This is a genomic window from uncultured Clostridium sp. (assembly GCF_934754925.1).
In the GTDB taxonomy this organism is placed as follows: Bacteria; Bacillota; Clostridia; order Clostridiales; family Clostridiaceae; genus Clostridium.
Window position 1 is genome coordinate 1 of the sequence record NZ_CAKVJA010000049.1, and the last position, 18664, is coordinate 18664.

Annotated in this window: 14 protein-coding genes; 10 read left to right on the forward strand and 4 right to left on the reverse strand. The window is 28.1% G+C overall.

The genetic code is table 11. From position 1 onward, the window contains the following. Positions 1-381: 381 nt before the first annotated feature. On the forward strand, positions 382-510 hold the full coding sequence (locus Q0G30_RS12225) for a hypothetical protein (protein ID WP_294390440.1): 129 nt from the start codon (positions 382-384) through the stop codon (positions 508-510). Between the two features lie 57 nt (positions 511-567). Here Q0G30_RS12225 and Q0G30_RS12230 read toward each other — a convergent pair whose 3' ends face one another. Then, entirely contained in the window at positions 568-2346 is a 1779-nt protein-coding gene (locus Q0G30_RS12230) for an ABC transporter ATP-binding protein (protein WP_294390442.1), read from the reverse strand. Between the two features lie 158 nt (positions 2347-2504). Here Q0G30_RS12230 and Q0G30_RS12235 point away from each other — a divergent pair, with 158 nt between their 5' ends. Continuing rightward, positions 2505-4820: an EAL domain-containing protein gene (locus Q0G30_RS12235; RefSeq protein WP_294390447.1), complete on the forward strand. Its 2316-nt coding sequence runs from the start codon at positions 2505-2507 to the stop codon at positions 4818-4820. A gap of 247 nt (positions 4821-5067) precedes the next feature. On the opposite strand, the gene Q0G30_RS12240 is transcribed toward Q0G30_RS12235, so the two are convergent. Both Q0G30_RS12240 and Q0G30_RS12245 read right to left on the reverse strand, forming a co-directional pair. Then, complete coding sequence (locus Q0G30_RS12240) at positions 5068-5235, reverse strand: hypothetical protein (RefSeq protein ID WP_195964124.1); 168 nt, start codon at positions 5233-5235, stop codon at positions 5068-5070. A gap of 100 nt (positions 5236-5335) precedes the next feature. Next, the gene (locus Q0G30_RS12245; protein WP_148324498.1) at positions 5336-5524 is read right to left on the reverse strand and encodes a hypothetical protein; all 189 of its coding nucleotides are present in this window, start codon (positions 5522-5524) and stop codon (positions 5336-5338) included. A gap of 332 nt (positions 5525-5856) precedes the next feature. Between Q0G30_RS12245 and Q0G30_RS12250 the strand changes: the two genes are divergently transcribed. The 4 genes from Q0G30_RS12250 (at position 5857) to Q0G30_RS12265 (ending at position 9686) form a co-directional block, all read left to right on the forward strand. Next, positions 5857-6888: a type I phosphomannose isomerase catalytic subunit gene (locus tag Q0G30_RS12250; RefSeq protein WP_294390452.1), complete on the forward strand. Its 1032-nt coding sequence runs from the start codon at positions 5857-5859 to the stop codon at positions 6886-6888. Positions 6889-7004: 116 nt separating this feature from the next. Continuing rightward, complete coding sequence (locus Q0G30_RS12255) at positions 7005-7673, forward strand: transposase (RefSeq protein WP_294390455.1); 669 nt, start codon at positions 7005-7007, stop codon at positions 7671-7673. 112 nt (positions 7674-7785) lie between these two features. Next, positions 7786-8907: a glycerate kinase gene (locus tag Q0G30_RS12260; RefSeq protein ID WP_148324507.1), complete on the forward strand. Its 1122-nt coding sequence runs from the start codon at positions 7786-7788 to the stop codon at positions 8905-8907. Between the two features lie 179 nt (positions 8908-9086). Beyond that, the gene (locus Q0G30_RS12265) at positions 9087-9686 is read left to right on the forward strand and encodes an ATP-binding protein (RefSeq protein WP_148324510.1); all 600 of its coding nucleotides are present in this window, start codon (positions 9087-9089) and stop codon (positions 9684-9686) included. Positions 9687-9855: 169 nt separating this feature from the next. On the opposite strand, the gene Q0G30_RS12270 is transcribed toward Q0G30_RS12265, so the two are convergent. After that, the gene (locus Q0G30_RS12270; protein WP_294390464.1) at positions 9856-12372 is read right to left on the reverse strand and encodes a X2-like carbohydrate binding domain-containing protein; all 2517 of its coding nucleotides are present in this window, start codon (positions 12370-12372) and stop codon (positions 9856-9858) included. Between the two features lie 283 nt (positions 12373-12655). Here Q0G30_RS12270 and Q0G30_RS12275 point away from each other — a divergent pair, with 283 nt between their 5' ends. From Q0G30_RS12275 to Q0G30_RS12290, 4 genes are all read left to right on the forward strand, one after another. Continuing rightward, on the forward strand, positions 12656-13099 hold the full coding sequence (locus tag Q0G30_RS12275) for a MarR family transcriptional regulator (RefSeq protein ID WP_294390468.1): 444 nt from the start codon (positions 12656-12658) through the stop codon (positions 13097-13099). Positions 13100-13283: 184 nt separating this feature from the next. After that, on the forward strand, positions 13284-15017 hold the full coding sequence (locus Q0G30_RS12280; RefSeq protein WP_294390471.1) for an ABC transporter ATP-binding protein: 1734 nt from the start codon (positions 13284-13286) through the stop codon (positions 15015-15017). Between the two features lie 13 nt (positions 15018-15030). Further along, positions 15031-17040: an ABC transporter ATP-binding protein gene (locus Q0G30_RS12285; protein WP_366014010.1), complete on the forward strand. Its 2010-nt coding sequence runs from the start codon at positions 15031-15033 to the stop codon at positions 17038-17040. 243 nt (positions 17041-17283) lie between these two features. Further along, positions 17284-18537, forward strand: coding sequence for a hypothetical protein (locus tag Q0G30_RS12290; protein ID WP_294390475.1), 1254 nt, complete (start codon positions 17284-17286; stop codon positions 18535-18537). Positions 18538-18664 lie beyond the last annotated feature (127 nt).

Genomic DNA, 18664 nt, shown 5'->3' on the forward strand with positions numbered 1-18664 from the left:
TTGTGGAGCTCATCCTAGAAATGATATAAGTGATCAAAATTATCATATAGAAGGAGAAGGCTACACGTCAGATACAAAATGTCATTGTGGAAATAACATTTGGATTAAAGCTCAAGCAAATGGGCAATATGACTGTAATATGCCTGGCAATGTTACAACTATATCTTAGTAATTAATATCAATCATTATAAATACTAATTATATAAATTTCATAATTAATATAAAACTCAATATATAGTTGATTATTACAAGTAATAATACAAAAGTGTTATGTAAAATTATTACAAATAATAATTTACACATGATATTAGTAATCTTAAAATATAATAATAAGGCTAATTCTTATTTATAAAGATAAAAATAATAAGAAGGTATTATAAAATGAAACAATGGAAAAAGCCAGAACTTATTAATTTATCAGTAAATAAAACAAATGAAAATCAATATAAAAATGAAAATAACCTAGATGTTACTAATGTTGAGTTAAGACATGCTGTAAGACCATCTTAAGTAACAAAAAACACCTTCAATACTAATTTGTTAGTATTGAGGGTGTTTTTTATAAAATTAAACTAATTCACTAGCAACTTCTAAAATACTTTCTCTACTAACCTCTCTAATATGTCCCTTCTCCAATTTCATAATTCTATTACAAATATTAAGGGCAGAAGGCCTGTGAGTTATTATTATACAAGTAGGCTTAGTAGGCAATGCTCTAACTGCCTTTAAAACATTAACTTCAGTTTCAGGGTCAAGAGCAGAAGTAGCTTCATCAAGAATTAATATAGGTCTTTCCCTTAAGAAAGATCTAGCAATAGCAATTCTTTGAGCTTGTCCTTCAGAAATACCAACTCCTTTTTCACCAATCATCGTATCAAGGCCATCCTCAAGTTCATTAACAAAATCAAGAGCACAAGCATTTTTTAAAGCAGCTTTAATTTCATCATCACTAGCGTAAGGGTTACCGTATTTAAGATTATCTCTAATACTTCCAGAGAATAAGGTATTCCCTTGAGGAACATAAGAAATAAGTTCTCTATAATTTCTATTAATCTCCTTAACAAGATTACCTTCACTAAGTAGTATATTACCTTCAGTAGGATTAATTAATGATAAGATTAATCTAATCATAGTTGTTTTACCTTCTCCAGATGGACCAACAAAGGCAATTGTTTCTCCGGCATCTATAGTTAAGTTAATATTATTTAAAATATTATTATTAGCCTTATAAGCAAAGCTTACATTATCAAAAACTATATTAGGTTTATTAAATGTAGAAGATACCTTACTACTAATACTATCTAAAGCAACTTCTAAGCTACCAATATCATCAAGCTCTTTTTCATCAGCCATTTTTTCAACTGGAATAGCTTCTATCTCCATAAGTCTTTCAGCGGCAGCTATAGTTGATATAAGACCAGGAATCATACTTGCTAATGAAGAAAATGGTGCTTGTACCTTACTATATAATTGAAGCATTCCTGTAAATGTACCATAAGTTGATACCCCCTTAGCAATGTTTAAGACTCCCCAAGTAAATATTGTAAAGTACGCAATTGAAGAGCAAAAGCTCATAGACATTGAAGTCATTACTGATAGTTTTGTATTTCTCATAGCAATTTTATATTTATTATTTTGAATCTCCACAAGTCTATGCATATTTATTTTTTCCATACAGAATGTCTTAACTATCATTATGTTTTGAATAGACTCCTGCATAAAGGATCTATATTTAACATCTTCTTCTTGAGCTTCTTTGTATAAATCCTTAAGTTTACGGCTAAAATATTTACCAACTAGTATTAAGAATGGACCTATAAAAACTGCAGCAAATGCAATGGAAGGTGCCCAACTTATAAGTGTATAGAAAGAACCAACTAATGTAACTGTTAAGGAAACAAGACTTGGAATTGTACCAAGAATAGCAGAACTAATATTACTAACATCTGATGTTACTCTTGTTAATAAGCTTACAGAGTGAAATTTACTTTGTTCTAGCCAATCACTACATTGTATATGTTGATATATTTTTCTCTGAATATTCTGTGTTAATTTAGTTGATGAGTGTGTACTCATAAATGATGTTACTGGACTTGATAGCATACTAATTAAAGTAATAGAAAGCATTATAATTAACCAGCGAATTGTAGCATCAGAGTCACCACTAATTGCAGAGTCTATTAATGATTTTGAAACTGTAACATTATAAATACCTATAACAGCAAATATAATGTTAACTATTATTGAAAATATTAAGAATGGAACTGCTGGTTTAGCGTAGGACCCCATCCATTTTATTTTTACCCATAAGTCTTTTGATGGCTTAAGTTTTTTTAAATTTTCCATAGTATCTCCTTTCAAGCTTTTGTTACAAATATTCATTATCATTTTAACATTTAAGTAAAATACTTACAATAAAACCTTAAATTATAATTGGTAGATTTAAAAAAAATTGTATGATAATATATTCAATGAATAAAAGAAAAAACTGATGAGGTGACATAGTGAATTTTAGTAAAAAAATTAACTTGAAGTTAGTTCTTATAGGTATTGTATTTATGGGACTTTTAATATTAACTAATGGGGTACTTATGAAGTATGCCTTAGAAAAGAGTGCTGAATCTACATATAATACTCATTACAAAGAAGCTGAAAAAATACTAAATCAGGAAATATATATATTAAAGGATATTGCAAGAAAAATAGCTGTAGATAAAAATTTAGTAGGTATTTTAAATAATAATAGGAGTATTGATGATTTAACTGAAGAAGAGATAAAAAAAGTCACTGAAGAAATTACATATATTCAAGACTATTTAAAGGATTTAATATTTATAGATGGTGTTTCTATTATAAATATTCCAGGAAAGTATTTATTTTATTCTGATAAATTAATTGAAACTCCAAGTTATTTTGAAAATTATAAGTTGGAAAACTTTCAAGTTAGTAAGGATGATAATGAAATAACAACAGGTATTTATATTGATCATATAACTAGAGAATATAAATCTTCAGTAATTAGTTTTATTTATTCAGATGAAAGTAATGAGACATTAGGGGTAATTGTACTAGATATTTTATTAGATAATTTAGTTAAAGATATAAATTCTAAATTTTATATGGGAGAATTAAATAGTTACATAAAGATTGATGATAATACTTATTATTGTAGTGATGGAATTGTTAATAATATTGATAAAAAAAGAAATGAACATGTAATAAAGATGAATAATGTTTTAGATGATAAGATAGATATATTTTTAGAGTTTGATAAAGATTCTATTATTTACAATAAAAATATGAAAGGTATTAATAGGGTTAGAATTTTAATATTTTCTATTTTGGTGATAATGTATGTATCAGCTTTAGTTGCTTTAATTAGAAGAACATTTAAGCCAATATTAAATTCATTAGATAAATTGAAAATCGTGTTAAAAAATTTAGATAATAAAGACTTAGAATTTGAAAGATTAGATGAATTTGAACAATTAGAGGTTGTATCTAATTCTTTGGGAGCTTCAATTGATAAAAAAATTAAATCTTTTATTTATCATGATGAATTAACTCAATTGCCTAATAGAAAGTTATTACTTAAGCTATGTAATGATTTAATAGAGAATAAAGAAAAGTTTGCATTAATATTTGTTGATTTAAATAAATTTAAATATATTAATGATGTTTTTGGGCATAGTGCAGGAGACGAGGTATTAATTAGCTTTAGTAATAAACTTAAGAAGTGTTTAAAGGATAAAGGAATAGTAGCTAGATATTCTGGTGATGAATTTATAATTATATATACTAATTATATTGATAATGATGAGCTAGAATTGTTTTATAACAATGTAGTATTAGAAGAATTTAAAGAACCTGTAGAATTTAATAATGGTAAAAAAGTATTTATGGATTTTGCCTCTGGAGTTTCTGTATATCCTAGAGATGGGGATAGTTTTAATGATTTAATTAATAAAAGTGATTTTATGATGTATTCTAGTAAAAGAAGCAGTAGAAATTCAAAATTAGTATTTTTTAATGATTCAATTTATAATGAGATAATTAAAATTGAAAATATGAAAGAAGATTTAAAATTTGCAGTAGATAACAATGAATTCATTTTATACTATCAACCAATAGTAGATAAAAATAAGTGCACAAAGAAGTTAGAAGCTTTAATTAGATGGAATAATAAAAAACTAGGTTGTATTTCACCAGCACAATTTATTGGATACGCAGAGGAAACTGGGGAAATAGTTAAAATAGGCTATTGGATTATAGAAGAAGTATGTAAGAATTTTATTGAATTATTTAATTTAGGTTATAGATTACAAGTTAGTATAAATGTTTCTCCAATTCAACTTATGGAAGTTGATTTTGTAGATAGAGTTGAGAAAATACTTAATAAATATAATTTTATTATAGAAAATTTATGCTTTGAAATAACAGAATCAGTAGTTCTTGATGAAAATATAATTATTCATGATAATCTATTATTATTAAATCAAAAGGGAATAAAAATTGCCTTAGATGATTTTGGAACAGGATATGCATCCTTTAGTTATTTGAAGAAGTTTAAACTTGATATTTTAAAGATTGATAGAATATTTATTGATAATGAATTTAATGTTGACTTTAAAATTGTAAATAGTATAAAGAATATTGCTCACATACTTAATATGGAGACTGTAATTGAAGGTGTTGAAACAGAATCACAATTTATGAAATTAAGTAATATAGGATGTGATTACTTCCAAGGATATTATTTTTCAGCGCCTTTACCTGCAAATGAGGTAATAGACTATCTAAATAGTGCTAATAAAGAATAAAAATAGAGTATTAATTTATATATTTTTATAAGATAATTCTGGATACTTAACTTATATATATTCAATTAGTGAGTGTTGGATTAGATATTATTATAATATAATAATTATTTTTATTTTTTGTTTTTGACTAACATATATTGGCTCATATATTGCTATAATATAATATTTACATAATTGTTTTTAAGACAATAAGAAAAATGCGCTGAAGTTTTTACTTATCAGCGCATTTTTTCTTTTGAGATACTAATTAAAATAAAGAATTTTGTTTACCATTTTCCTTTTGGATAGTATCTTTATTTTTATTGTTTAAACTACCAAGAGGACTATTAAAACTGTTAAGAGGATTTGGAAGCTCAGTATTACTAGAAGGTATAACACCTCTAGTTCTGTGTTGTTTATCATTAGATTTAGCCATAATATTATATCTCCTTTAATATATGTATTATCCTATTGAGTTGAAAATTAAATCAAACAAATAAATTTAATATTAAAGTTATATATATTGTTGTATTAATCTATATATCGTCACCATCATCTATATAACTAAATTCCTGACATGCTATATTGTTTACTACTATTTGGTCTTCAACAGTATTTGCTAAAATTGTATCCACTCCTTCTGGAGAATGGCTTACTAATGATTCTTTACTAGGTTCGTAATAACTTCTTACATGTGGCAAATAAACGTTAGACTTATCTTTCAAGATGCTCCCTCCTTGTAATACAAATATTGTAAATACACTATACAAGATACTAATTATTAAATTAGCTTTAGGAATAAATGAGTGTAAGCCAATTAGTTTCATAGTGTTCTATTCCTAAGCATATATATAGTCTTTGAAGGTTGTACAAGAAATATACATGTTTCAAATAAAATATTAATTTGTATATAAAAAATATGAAAAAAATCCAATAAATATGAAATTAAATACATTGTTTTTGGATATATAATAATATAAAATTAATATAAAAGTATATAGGATTATTAATAGAAATTATATAAATTAAGTATAAAAGAAGAGAAGGAGATGTCATTATGTATCCAATTAGGTTTGAAAACGTTTATTATGAGAAAATTTGGGGTGGAAGGGATTTAGAGGCTTTTAGAAATAACTTGCCATCTGGAGATGTTGGTGAATCTTGGGATATTGCATGTCATCCAAGTGGAACTGGAGTAGTTGCAAATGGTGAATTAAAAGGGAAAAAGTTTGATGAAATAATATCTGAATTTGGACATGCTTTAGTTGGTTCAAAAGTAAGTACAGAAAAATTCCCATTGTTAGTTAAATTAATAAATTCAGGAGAAAAATTATCTGTTCAAGTTCATCCAGGAGATGAATATGCTCAAAGAGTTGAAAATCAACTTGGTAAAACAGAAGCATGGTACGTTGTAAATGCAAAGCCAGGGGCAAAATTAATTGTTGGAACAAAGAACTGCGATAAAGAAGTATTTGCTAAGGCTATAGAAGAGGGAAAATCTGAAGATTATTTAAATGTTGTAGATGTTAAAAAGGGAGATTGTTTCTTAATTAATAGTGGATTAGTTCATGCTATTTGTGAAGGATTAATAATAGTTGAAATACAACAAAATTCAGATGTTACTTACAGAGTTTATGATTATGGAAGACCGAGAGAGATTCATGTTGAGAAATCTTTAGATGTAATAGACTTTAAATTAAGGGCTGAAAACTTATCAAATAAGGAAGTTGTTAAATTTGATGGATTTTCTAAAGTAGATTTTGGTGAAAATAAATATTTTGGAATGCAAAAAATTAATATTGAAACTGAATGGAATGATTGTAGTAATGAAGAAAAATTCTTCATTTTAACTTGTGTTGATGGTTGTGGAACTATCGAAGGACATGAAACTGTTGAAGGTGATGGAACTCTTGAAGGAGATGGAACAAATGGACAAGTTAACGAAACGAATGGACAAGTTGATAAGGATATGATTAAGCAAGGTTTCTGTGAGGAAATAAAGATGGGAGATAGTTACTTAATACCTGCAACATTAGGAAAATATGTTGTTAAGGGGAATTTAGCAGTAATTAAGAGTTACCCAATGTAAATTTTTGTATGCGCCTCCGGGGAACACCCAATAAATGGATGTTTCCCGGAGGCGTATTATTTTTATATCATCTGTCAATAATTTAGTTAAAACTTTTATAAGGAGGAGAGTTTTTAATGGCATCACCAAAGAGACCATGGGTAGCTGGAGCAATTTATCATATAACTAATAGAGGAAATCGTCAGGAAATAATATTTAGAGAAAATATTGATTATATTGTTTATTTAGGAATTTTAAAAGAGACTTTAAAGTTTTATCAGGATGATAATTATAAATTAATTAGCTATTGTCTTATGAGTAACCATGTTCATTTGCTTTTGAAGACCGGCACTAAGGAGCCAAGTTTTTTTATGAGAAGAATTAATAGTATGTATGCAAGATATTTTAACAGTAAATATCAATGTATAGGTCATTTGTTTCAAGGAAGATATTTTAGTAATTTAATAAATAATGTTATAGAATTACTTGAGGTTAGTAGGTATATACATTTAAATCCAGTCAGAGCTAAAATGGTTGGTAGTCCAGAAAATTATATGTGGTCTAGCTATAATAAGATTGTACTAAATGAAGATAAGTTTAAGGATTTAGATTTAAATAGTAGAAAGTTAATGACAGATATGTGTATAGATGAAAACGAGATATTAGATTTATTTAACATATATTCAATAATTGAAGAAAATAATAAAAAGGATTTGGAATGTGAAGTAAAGAATATGATGGAAGAGAGTAAAATTAAATATAAGAAATATGTAGAGAGCAAGATTGATGCAGAAGAAGAAGTATAATTAACTGTAAAAATATGTAACGACCCCGGAGGTTCTTACATTTTATGTAAGGACCTCCGGGGTCGTTACAAAAAGTGGAAAATGGATTTTGTTATTATGGAGGAGATATATTATGAAGTTTGTATTAGCACCTGATTCTTTTAAGGAAAGTATGACTGCAAAAGAAGTTTGTAGTGCAATGGAAAGTGGAATAAGAAGGGTATATAAGGATGCAGAATGTATACATGTACCTATGGCGGATGGAGGTGAAGGAACTGTTCAGTCTTTAGTTGATGCAACTGAAGGAACAATATATAAGCAGGAAGTTACTGCACCATTAGGAAATAAAGTTCTTGCCACTTATGGAATACTTGGAGATGGAGAAACTGCTATTATAGAAATAGCAGAAGCTAGTGGACTTCAGTTAGTTCCAAGGGAAAAAAGGAATCCATTAATTACTACAAGTTATGGAACTGGGGAATTAATTATTTCTGCATTAAATAAAGGGGTTAAGAAGATATTAATAGGATTAGGCGGAAGTGCAACTAACGATGCTGGTGTTGGTATGCTTCAAGCCTTAGGAATAAGATTTATAGATGAAGATGGACAAGATGTAGGTTTTGGTGGAGGTGAATTAAGTAAGATTGTAGATATAGATATGTCTTCTTTTGATAATAGAATTCTAAATGTTGATATAGAAGTTGCTTGTGATGTAAAGAATCCACTAACAGGAATTAATGGAGCAAGCTATGTATTTGGACCTCAAAAGGGTGCAGATAAAGAAATTGTTAAAATATTAGATGATGGATTAAAGCATTTTTCAAATATTATTAAAGAAAGAATGGATAAAGAGATTGATAATATTGAAGGTGCAGGAGCTGCTGGGGGATTAGGTGCAGCGCTTCTTGGATTATGTAATGGAAAGCTTAGAAGAGGAATCGATATTGTTATTGAATACTCAAAATTAGAAGAGAAAATTAAAGGCGCAGATTATGTTTTTACAGGTGAGGGAAGTATAGATTTTCAAAGCAAATTTGGAAAAACGCCTGTTGGTGTATCAATGATAGCTAAAAAGCATGGTATACCAGTAATAGTTTTTTCTGGTAATGTAGGAGAAGGTATAGATGAACTTTATGATTTCGGAATAACTTCAGTAATTGGGATATTACCAGGAGTAACAACAATAGAGGAGGCACTAAAGCAAGGGCCAATTAATATAGAAAGAGCAGTTAAGAATATAGTAAGGATACTTTAACTATTCCATAAAATGTATGTGCCTCCGGGGAACACCCATTTATTGGGTGTTCCCCGGAGGTATATCGAAATATAGTAAAAATTGTCGTTGAAAAATATTTAAGTTATTGGTATAATTATATTTCTCAAAGGGACGAACAAAAAAATGAAATTTTATATAAATATTTGGAGGAGTTGCCAATGCCAGTAAGAATTGCTATACTAGGTGGACCAAGATGTGGTAAAACAACATTAATTCAACAATTATACGTAGACTTAAAAATTAGAGACATAAATGTAGGAGTTGCTACAGAATACAGCACTGATTATTTAAGAGATAAGGGAATGATTGAATCTATTTCAGAACAATATGGAATATATTTAGGTCAATTACATTTAGAAAAGAGCTTAGATGGACATGATTATGCTATAACTGACTATGCTACTTTTGTACCGTACATATATGGAAGATTAATGCTTGGAGATAAGAAGAGAACTAAGAAAGAAATCGAAATATTAAATGATTTATATAGCTTAGCAATCAGAGATCTACCACAATATGATCACATATTCTTTGTACCAAGAGAATTTGGTTATAAGAAAGATGGAGTTAGATGGCAAGACGAAGAAGTTGCTCAAATGGTGGATAAGGCTATCTTAGGATTCTTAGATGCTGAAAATGTTAAGTATTCAGTAATTACAGGATCAACTAAGGAAAGATCTGAAGCAATAATGAAAATAGTTGGAATAAATAAAGCAATTGTACAACCTGTTAAGGCAAAAGAGGTTGTAGAGAAGTAGTTTTCTTATAATAAAATATTATTAACAAATATTATTAGATGATTTCTATGATTATTAGAAGTCATCTTTTTTATAAAAAAAGATGTTTAATATAAAAAAATCTGTTATATCAAAATGTTGTTACCAACAATTTGATATAACAGATAATAAGTTAAGTTTACAATATTATTTATTGTGCATTATATTTTGATTTTTTCTTCAATAATAAAGTACCTGCACATAAAAGTATTAAACCAATAAACACAATTACAGTACTTGAAACTAAAGCCCCTGTTTGAGGTAATTTATTTGTATTAGAGCTATTAGAACTATTATTTTGATTATTAGGTTTTGTAGGTCTAATTATATTGTCATTATTAGTTCCAGAATTATCCCCGTTATTATTGTTATTATTATTATTATTATTAGAATTAGCTTCATCAATTACATGTAATACTGCATTAGCTCTGCTTCCTGCACTAAAAGTAAAGCTAAGAGAATAAGTGCCTACTTCTAATGAGTTAAGAAGAGTTTCACTTAATATAATTTGGTTATCACTTACTGTATAATCAGTTCCTTCTTTTAATGTATTATAATTTAATTGAATTGTTTTTAATGTGTTTCCATTGAAATCAACATCAAAAGAGACATTTTTATTTTCAGAAGCTTCAGGATTCTTATTATAAGTCACATCTGTATTTTTGATTATAGAATCAAGAATAGTACCTCTTTGATTATCAGTTACTTTCCACACTTGTGTACCATAGAATGGATTAGCAGTTCCTAAAGTTAATCCAGAGTTTGTTACTGCAAAAATACGGCATCCATGATTATAAGGATCACCAAGACCATTAGTAGTAATAGTTTCAAAGTTTATACCATCTTCAGATACAAGTAAATCAAATCCACGTTCTCCAGCACTTAAATACTTGCAAGTTTCTAAGAAATAGAATAAATTATCAACAGAATCTTGATTTAAAGTTTTGTCCAATATTTCAACTAAATCTTCTGGTAGTAAATCACGTATTTTTAAATATTCATTAACTAGATTTTGATAAATATTAAGTAATGAATCAGATAAACCACAAGTTTCAGTTTCAGAATATGCTTCTAAATCTAATACTGACTCTAATTCTGATAATCCATCATATAATTCAGTTAAAGAATTTTCTACATCATTTTGATCTTCCGCTGAAAGTGAATTAATATATTTAGCTTCTTCAGAATAATTAGATTTAGTATTAGCATCTGTAGACTCAGTAATAGTAGCATCTTCATCATTTTTCTTAAGAACTTCTAAAAGTACTTTAATATAATGAATTTGAGATTTAATTTCTTCAGGTGTCATATGAAGCACATCACCATTTGTAAATTGCATAAGTGGATATGCTAAACTACCAATATCAAATGTACCAACATAAAGCTTATTATCGTACTCTGCCATTCTCCATACATATTGATTTAAGTTGCTTCCAAAACCAGCAGATTGATTACCAAGAACAGTTGGGAATAATTCATTTGAATCACCAGCAACCATATTAATATTTTCATCTGTATCCATTCTCCATAAGCAAACTGGAGAAGAAAGGTCTTTATAAAGCTCTTCAAAATTCATATTAAGAACATCAGCTAAAGCTATCATAGGGTCATTATAACCACCAATATATAAGTGGTTATCATATACAAATAAGTTACCAGCACCAGATCTATCTGCACCTAATCCATATGGATAAGCAGCCCCATCTTTTTCATCACCAACAATAAGATTAAAGTCCCATTTGCCAGTTTCCTTATTTTCTTCACCACTAAACATTGCAAATGCTTGCTTATTTCCAGATTTTCCGGTTACTACAGTTACATAAAGTTTATTATTAAATTCAACCATGTCCCAAATAGCACCACCAAAAATACTATCGTTATAATAGTAAGCAGGATAGTCTAGCAAATCTTGTTGAGTTGCAATTGTTTTGAAGGAAGATTCCCCTTCAGATGGATTATTAGATGATACTATATAAGCACCATTATCACCAATCATACTTGCAACAAGATTATCATTTACAACAGTAAGTCCTCTAATTCCAACTGAAATAAATGGATTAGAAGGTTTTTGACTAGTATATACTATTTTTGTACTATCATCAGTAGGATCTACTTCTAATAAATAAGGTTGACTTGCAGATGCGGCAAAGTATAATTTACCCTTATATTCAATTGCAGCACGATAAGATGCATCACTTGGAGGTCTAACAACTGTTACTTCTCCAGTTTTAGTATTTAATTTTAATAGCATACTTCTATTTTCATTATTTGGATTATTTTCTTCATCACCCATAAAAAGAGTACCATTAAAAAGTGCGTCAATAGAAGCCTTAAATAATGAGTAATCAATATTATTTTGCGCAGCCATTATTTGAAGTGTTCTAGAGATGGCACCATATAGTACTCCAACATACATATAGTCACCATGACCAACAGCAGACCAAGAATAATTTTCACCACGGTCATTAATACCATTTTCATATTCGATTATTCCATCTGGTTGCATTACATCATCATTTGGATGTGATAGTTTTGTTGCAGTATAATTTCCACTTTCTGAAGTATATGTTATTGGAAAGTGGGTATTAGATGTTTCAGCTTGAGGCGTAAGTGGAGTTAATGCTAAACTTACAGCTAAAAACATACTAATTATTTTGTTTTTTTTCATTTTTTTCTCCCCCTTATTATGAAAAAATTAAGAAACTGTAGCAAATTATACCATATTATTTCAAAATAAATACATAATTAACAAAAAGTTTACAAATGAATTATAAATATAAGGAATAAAATTAATAGATATTAATCTCAAAAATGTTTAAATTGAATATATTAAATTTTATAAAGTAAATAATTGAATTAATTGATATATTTTATATGAATATTATTAACTTGACGGCAAAAAAACTCAATGTTAGAATACATAGTGTGCTATGTAATAAGGAGGATAAAAAATGCGAAACTTTAATCCAAAAGAACATGTAGGTCTGTTAATAAAATTTATAAATGGAAGAGTTGTTACTAAAATTAATAAAAATCTTGCAGATTTTAATTTAACTGGTGTACAACATGAAATTTTATGTTTTATAGATAGAAATGAGCATGAAAGAGATGTATTTCAAAAAGATATAGAAAAATGTTTAAAGTTGACCAATCCAACTGTAACAGGCATAGTAAAAAGACTAGAAGAAAAAGAAATGATAGCTAGATGTCCAAGCAGCACTGATGCAAGATATAAATGTCTTCATGTAACTGAAAAAGGAAGAGATGTTATATGTAAAAGCTTTAAGTTTGGAGCAGATAATATAGAAAAACAACTAGTTAAAGACTTGAGTGATGATGAAGTAAAAATGTTAAAAGATTTATTATATAGAGTACTTAAGAATATGGAGGAGTAAATTCCTCTTATTTTTAATTTAAATACATAGGTAACTATGTATTTATTAAATTTATATTAAAGCTAATTTATAAAATTGTAAAAAACATTAAAGCTGATGTATAAAAATAGAATACACCATCAATAATGTTTATATAAAAATAGAAAATCTATATACAAATGGATATAAAGGAGAGGTGAAAAGTATGATAAAAAAATTAGCTCCCTATATGAAAAAATATAAGACTCAATTAATTCTAGGAGTTTTATGTGCAGCATTAGAAGCTACTTTTGAATTATTAATTCCATTAGTAATGGCACAAATCGTTGACGTTGGTATTTCTACAGGAAATATGGGTTATACAATAAAAATGGGATTATTAATGCTTATAATGGCAGCTATATCATTAAGCTTTGGACTTGGATTATCAAAGTTTGCAGCTATAGCAGGTCAAGGATTTGGTGCAGAACTTAGACAAGCAGAATATGAAAAAATTCAAACTTATTCATTTAAGAATATTGAAAAATTCAGTACTGCATCATTAATTACACGTTTAACTACAGATATTACAATGATACAAAACTCATTAACAATGGGAATCAAGCTTTTAGTTAGAGCACCTATGATGCTTATTGTTGCTTGTATTATTTCAGTTACAATTAGTGCTAAATTAGCAATGATATTCTTAGTATCTATGCCTGTTCTTACTATTGCAATTGCTTTAATAATTAAGAATGTTAAACCAAGATTTGAAGCAATGCAAGGAAAGATAGATAATTTAAATACTACAGTTCAAGAAAATTTAATTGGTATGAGAGTTGTTAAATCTTTCGTAAGACGTAACAAAGAAAAAGAAAAATTTAAAGCAAGTAATGATGATTTATTAAAGGCTTCAGAAGGCGCATTTGGTATAGTTGTTTTAAACATGCCAATTATGCAAGTTGTTGTATTTGCTAGTGTTATAGGGATACTTTGGTTTGGTGGAAACATGGTTCATGCAGGTACATTAACAGTTGGTAAGCTTACAAGTTTCATGACTTATTCTTTCCAAATTTTAATGTCTCTTATGATGCTTTCAATGGTTCTTATGATGCTTTCAAGAGCAGTTGCATCAGCACAACGTATAATTGAAGTTTTAGAAGAAGAACCAGATATTAAGGATCCAGTTAATCCAATAACTAAAGTTAAAAATGGTGAAATTGAATTTAGAAATGTTAACTTTAAATACGAAGATGATAGTGATGAAAATAACTTAGAAGGTATAAACATTACTATTAAAGCTGGTGAAACTGTTGGTATAATTGGTAGCACAGGTTCAGGTAAGTCAAGCTTAGTTCAGCTTATACCAAGACTTTATGATGCAACTGAAGGTGAAGTTTATGTTGGTGGAGTTAATGTTAAGGACTATCACATTGAAACTTTAAGAAATGAAGTTGCTATGGTTCTTCAAAAGAATACATTATTCTCAGGAACTATTAGAGAAAACCTTATGTGGGGTAATGAAAATGCTACAGAGGCAGAAATTGAAGCAGCTGCAGCATCAGCATGTGTAGATGAATTTATTGATAGACTACCAGGTAGATATGATATGCATATTGAACAAGGTGGAGTTAATGTATCAGGTGGACAAAAGCAAAGACTTTGTATAGCAAGAGCTATATTAAAGCAACCTAAAGTATTAATTTTAGATGATAGTACAAGTGCTGTTGATACAGCAACTGATGCAAAGATTAGAAAAGCATTTGCAGAAGATTTAAAAGACACTACTAAGATAATAATTGCACAAAGAGTAAATTCTGTAGCTACTGCAGATAAGATTATCGTTATGGATGATGGTAAGATTAGCGCAATTGGAACTCATGATGAGTTAATGGAAAGTAGTGAAATTTATAAAGATGTATACAAATCTCAACAGGAAGGGGTGGGTTTACGTGAATAAGGATAAAAATAATATGGCTAAGGGACAAGCAGGGCCAGGTAAAGGCGGTAAAAAGCCAGGACCTCCAAAGCCTAAAAATATGAAAAAGACATTAAAAACATTAATGAGCTATTTAGGTAAATATAAGTTACAGTTAATTATAGTAATGGTATTAATAGTTGTAAATTCAATTGCAATGGTAGCAGGATCATATTTCTTAAAGCCATTAGTAAATAATTATATTTTACCAGGTGATTTTAGTGGACTTGCTAAGATGTTAGCAGTATTAGGTACAATCTTTGGATTAGGTGCACTTGCATCATATGGATATGCAAGATTAATGGTACATGTTGCTCAAAACACTATTAGTAATATAAGAACAGATTTATTTAATAAGATGCAAGAGCTTCCTATTAAATATTTTGACAGAAATACTCATGGTGACTTAATGAGTTTATATACTAATGATATTGATAATATTGGTGAAGCTTTAAATAACAGTTTTACAAATATTTTAGCTTCAGGACTTACATTTATAGGAACAATATCAATGATGGTTGTTTTAAGTCCAGTACTAATTATAATAACAGTTACATTTTTAGCATTAATGATTTTTGTTATAAGCAAGGTTGGAGCTAAGAGTAAGTATTATTTTGGAATGCAACAAAAAAATATTGGAGCATTAAATGGTTATGTTGAAGAAATGATAGAAGGACAAAAGGTAATAAAAGTATTCTGTCATGAAGAAGAAGCAATTGAAGATTTTAAAAAGCATAATGAAGAATTAAGAAAAGCTTCTACAGGAGCTCAAACATTTGGTGGATACATGATGCCAATGTTAGGAAATCTTTCTCATATGAATTATGCAGTAACTTGTTGTGTTGGTGGATTAATGACAATAGCAGGTGCATTTGACCTAGGTTCATTAGTATCTTATTTACAATATACAAAGCAAGTTTCTAATCCAATTGCACAAGTATCTCAACAAGTAAATATGATATTAGCAGCCTTAGCAGGAGCTGAAAGAATATTTACAGCTTTAGATGAAGAAGTTGAAGTTGATGATGGTGAAGTTACTTTAACAAGAGTTGAAGTTAAAGAAGATGGTAGATTAGTTGAAACTGATAAGTACACAGGTCACTGGGCTTGGAAAATACCATCATCAGTTGTAGCTAAAATGAGAAAGACATTAGCGGAAACTGCTTCAATATCAGAAATGGCAGCAACTACTGCAACTTTAAATGATTCTAAAATAGAATCTCAATTAGAATCTGCTACAGAATTAAGTGATGAACCTATATTAAGAGAACTTACTGGTGATGTTAGATTTAAGAATGTTGTCTTTGGATACAATGAAGAAAAGATTGTATTAAAAGATATAAGTCTTTTTGCTAAACCAGGACAAAAGATTGCTTTCGTTGGATCAACAGGAGCTGGTAAAACTACAATTACTAACTTAATAAATAGATTCTATGAAATCAATTCAGGTACAATTACTTATGATGGAATAGATGTTAAGGACATTAAGAAGGATGATTTAAGAAGATCATTAGGAATAGTTCTTCAAGATACTCACTTATTTACTGGTACAATAGCTGACAATATCAGATATGGTAACTTAAATGCAACTGATGAAGAAGTTAAAGCAGCAGCTAAGCTTGCAAATGCTCATACATTCATCAAGCATTTACCACATGGATATGACACAGTTATTACAGGTGATGGGGAAGGATTATCTCAAGGACAAAGACAATTACTTGCTATCGCAAGAGCTGCAATTGCTAATCCACCAGTTTTAATAATGGATGAAGCAACAAGTTCAATTGATACAAGAACTGAAAAACTTATTGCAGAAGGTATGGATAAGCTTATGGAAGGAAGAACTGTTTTTGTAATTGCTCACAGACTTTCAACTATTAAGAACTCTCATGCAATAATGGTTCTTGAGCAAGGTGAAATAATTGAAAGAGGAAACCATGATTCTTTATTAGAAGAAAAGGGAAGATATTATCAATTATACACTGGAAAAGCACAATTAGATTAGACAAAATTCGGGCTACCTCCGGGGAGCATCCAATAAATGGATGTCCCCCGAGTAGCTCTATTTTTATGCCAAAATATAAAATTTTTATTAAATCTCTTTGTAATAAATAACAAAAAAGATTAAAAGAATAGAGATTATAATACAAATATAATGTATAATTAGAAATAAAAGTAAAAAATGCTTTGCAAATGGTCAATAAATAATACTAATGTAATAAATGTAGAAGCTAAATTGAGGAGGAGAATGAATAGAAAGATGCAAGATATGACTATTTTAATAACAATGGAAACAAATAACAGATCTAATGCAAATCTAATAGAAGAAAATAAAATAGAAACAGATATAACAATAAAATATAATAATAAAATCACTGATGAAACAAAGATATTAGAAAATGAGCAATTAGTACAAGAATTAGAAGAACAAATATGGTTATTAGAAGTTGTTGCATCGAAGCAGAGTAAGGAGGTTAGTGAAATAACAATTAAGGATTTAAAAGATATAAGAGAGGTATCAATAAATTCTACAAGTATTCCTAATAATTCTGTCATTCCAAAAATAATTGGAAGGTTTAAATCTTTAAAATCAATTAAGGTTAATGGAGATGAATCATCTTGCAATCTATATTATCCGTTAAACACCTTTCAAACAAATGGAAATTTAGTTGGGATATCTAAAGAAATAGGAAAATGTATAAACTTAGAAGAAGTAAACTTTTCTTTTAATAATCTAAAATACTTACCAAAAGAACTATTTAGAATTGAAAATATAACTAAACTAAATTTAAGTAGCACAGCTTTAAAAAGAATTGATGGAATAACAAGTGAAATATGTAATTTAACAAACTTAACACACTTATATTTAAGCTCTACCTATATTGATATTAATGATGTGAAAAGTTTAGCTTTTTTAGAAAATTTACAAGTTTTAGATATAGCTTCTAATATGATTGTGGGGGATATAAAGGAAGTATGTGATAACATTAAAGTAAGTGAAAAATTGTATATGCACATTAATTCTTTTTATGGTAATGGGAAGTACTTACTTAACTATGATGATAGTGTTACAATATACTGCCATTCAAATTTAATATATTTTTCAAATGAAGATGTAGTAAAATTTGAACAATATAATGAAAGAGAAAAGGATAAGAATTATGGTTATAGGGAATTTGCAAGGAATATTTATAATAATAGATTTGCAAAGTATAAGAATAATAAATCAACTTCAAAGATAGCTAACATAAATAAAGATATTACTATTAAAAAGGGGAGTAATATTAATGAAATATATAGTTTATATAAAGAAGGAATTAGAGTTTTAAATTATTACCTAGAAGTTGAGCACTTAGATAATAAAGTATTTAGAGAAAAGATTCCTTATAAAATAAATATAAAAAATACAGAGTTATTTAATGAAAGTGGAATAGCTATAAAAGATGGAATAGCTAAGATAGAAGTTAAATATGATGATGAAGCGATTTTATTATGTAGATAATTGATTGCTAAGAAGATAAAATACCTTAGTAGAAAGATATAAATATTTTTTTACTAAGGTATTTAAAATAATCCCACTACAAAAATAAAGTAAAAAATGGTATAATTATATAATAAATACAAGAAAT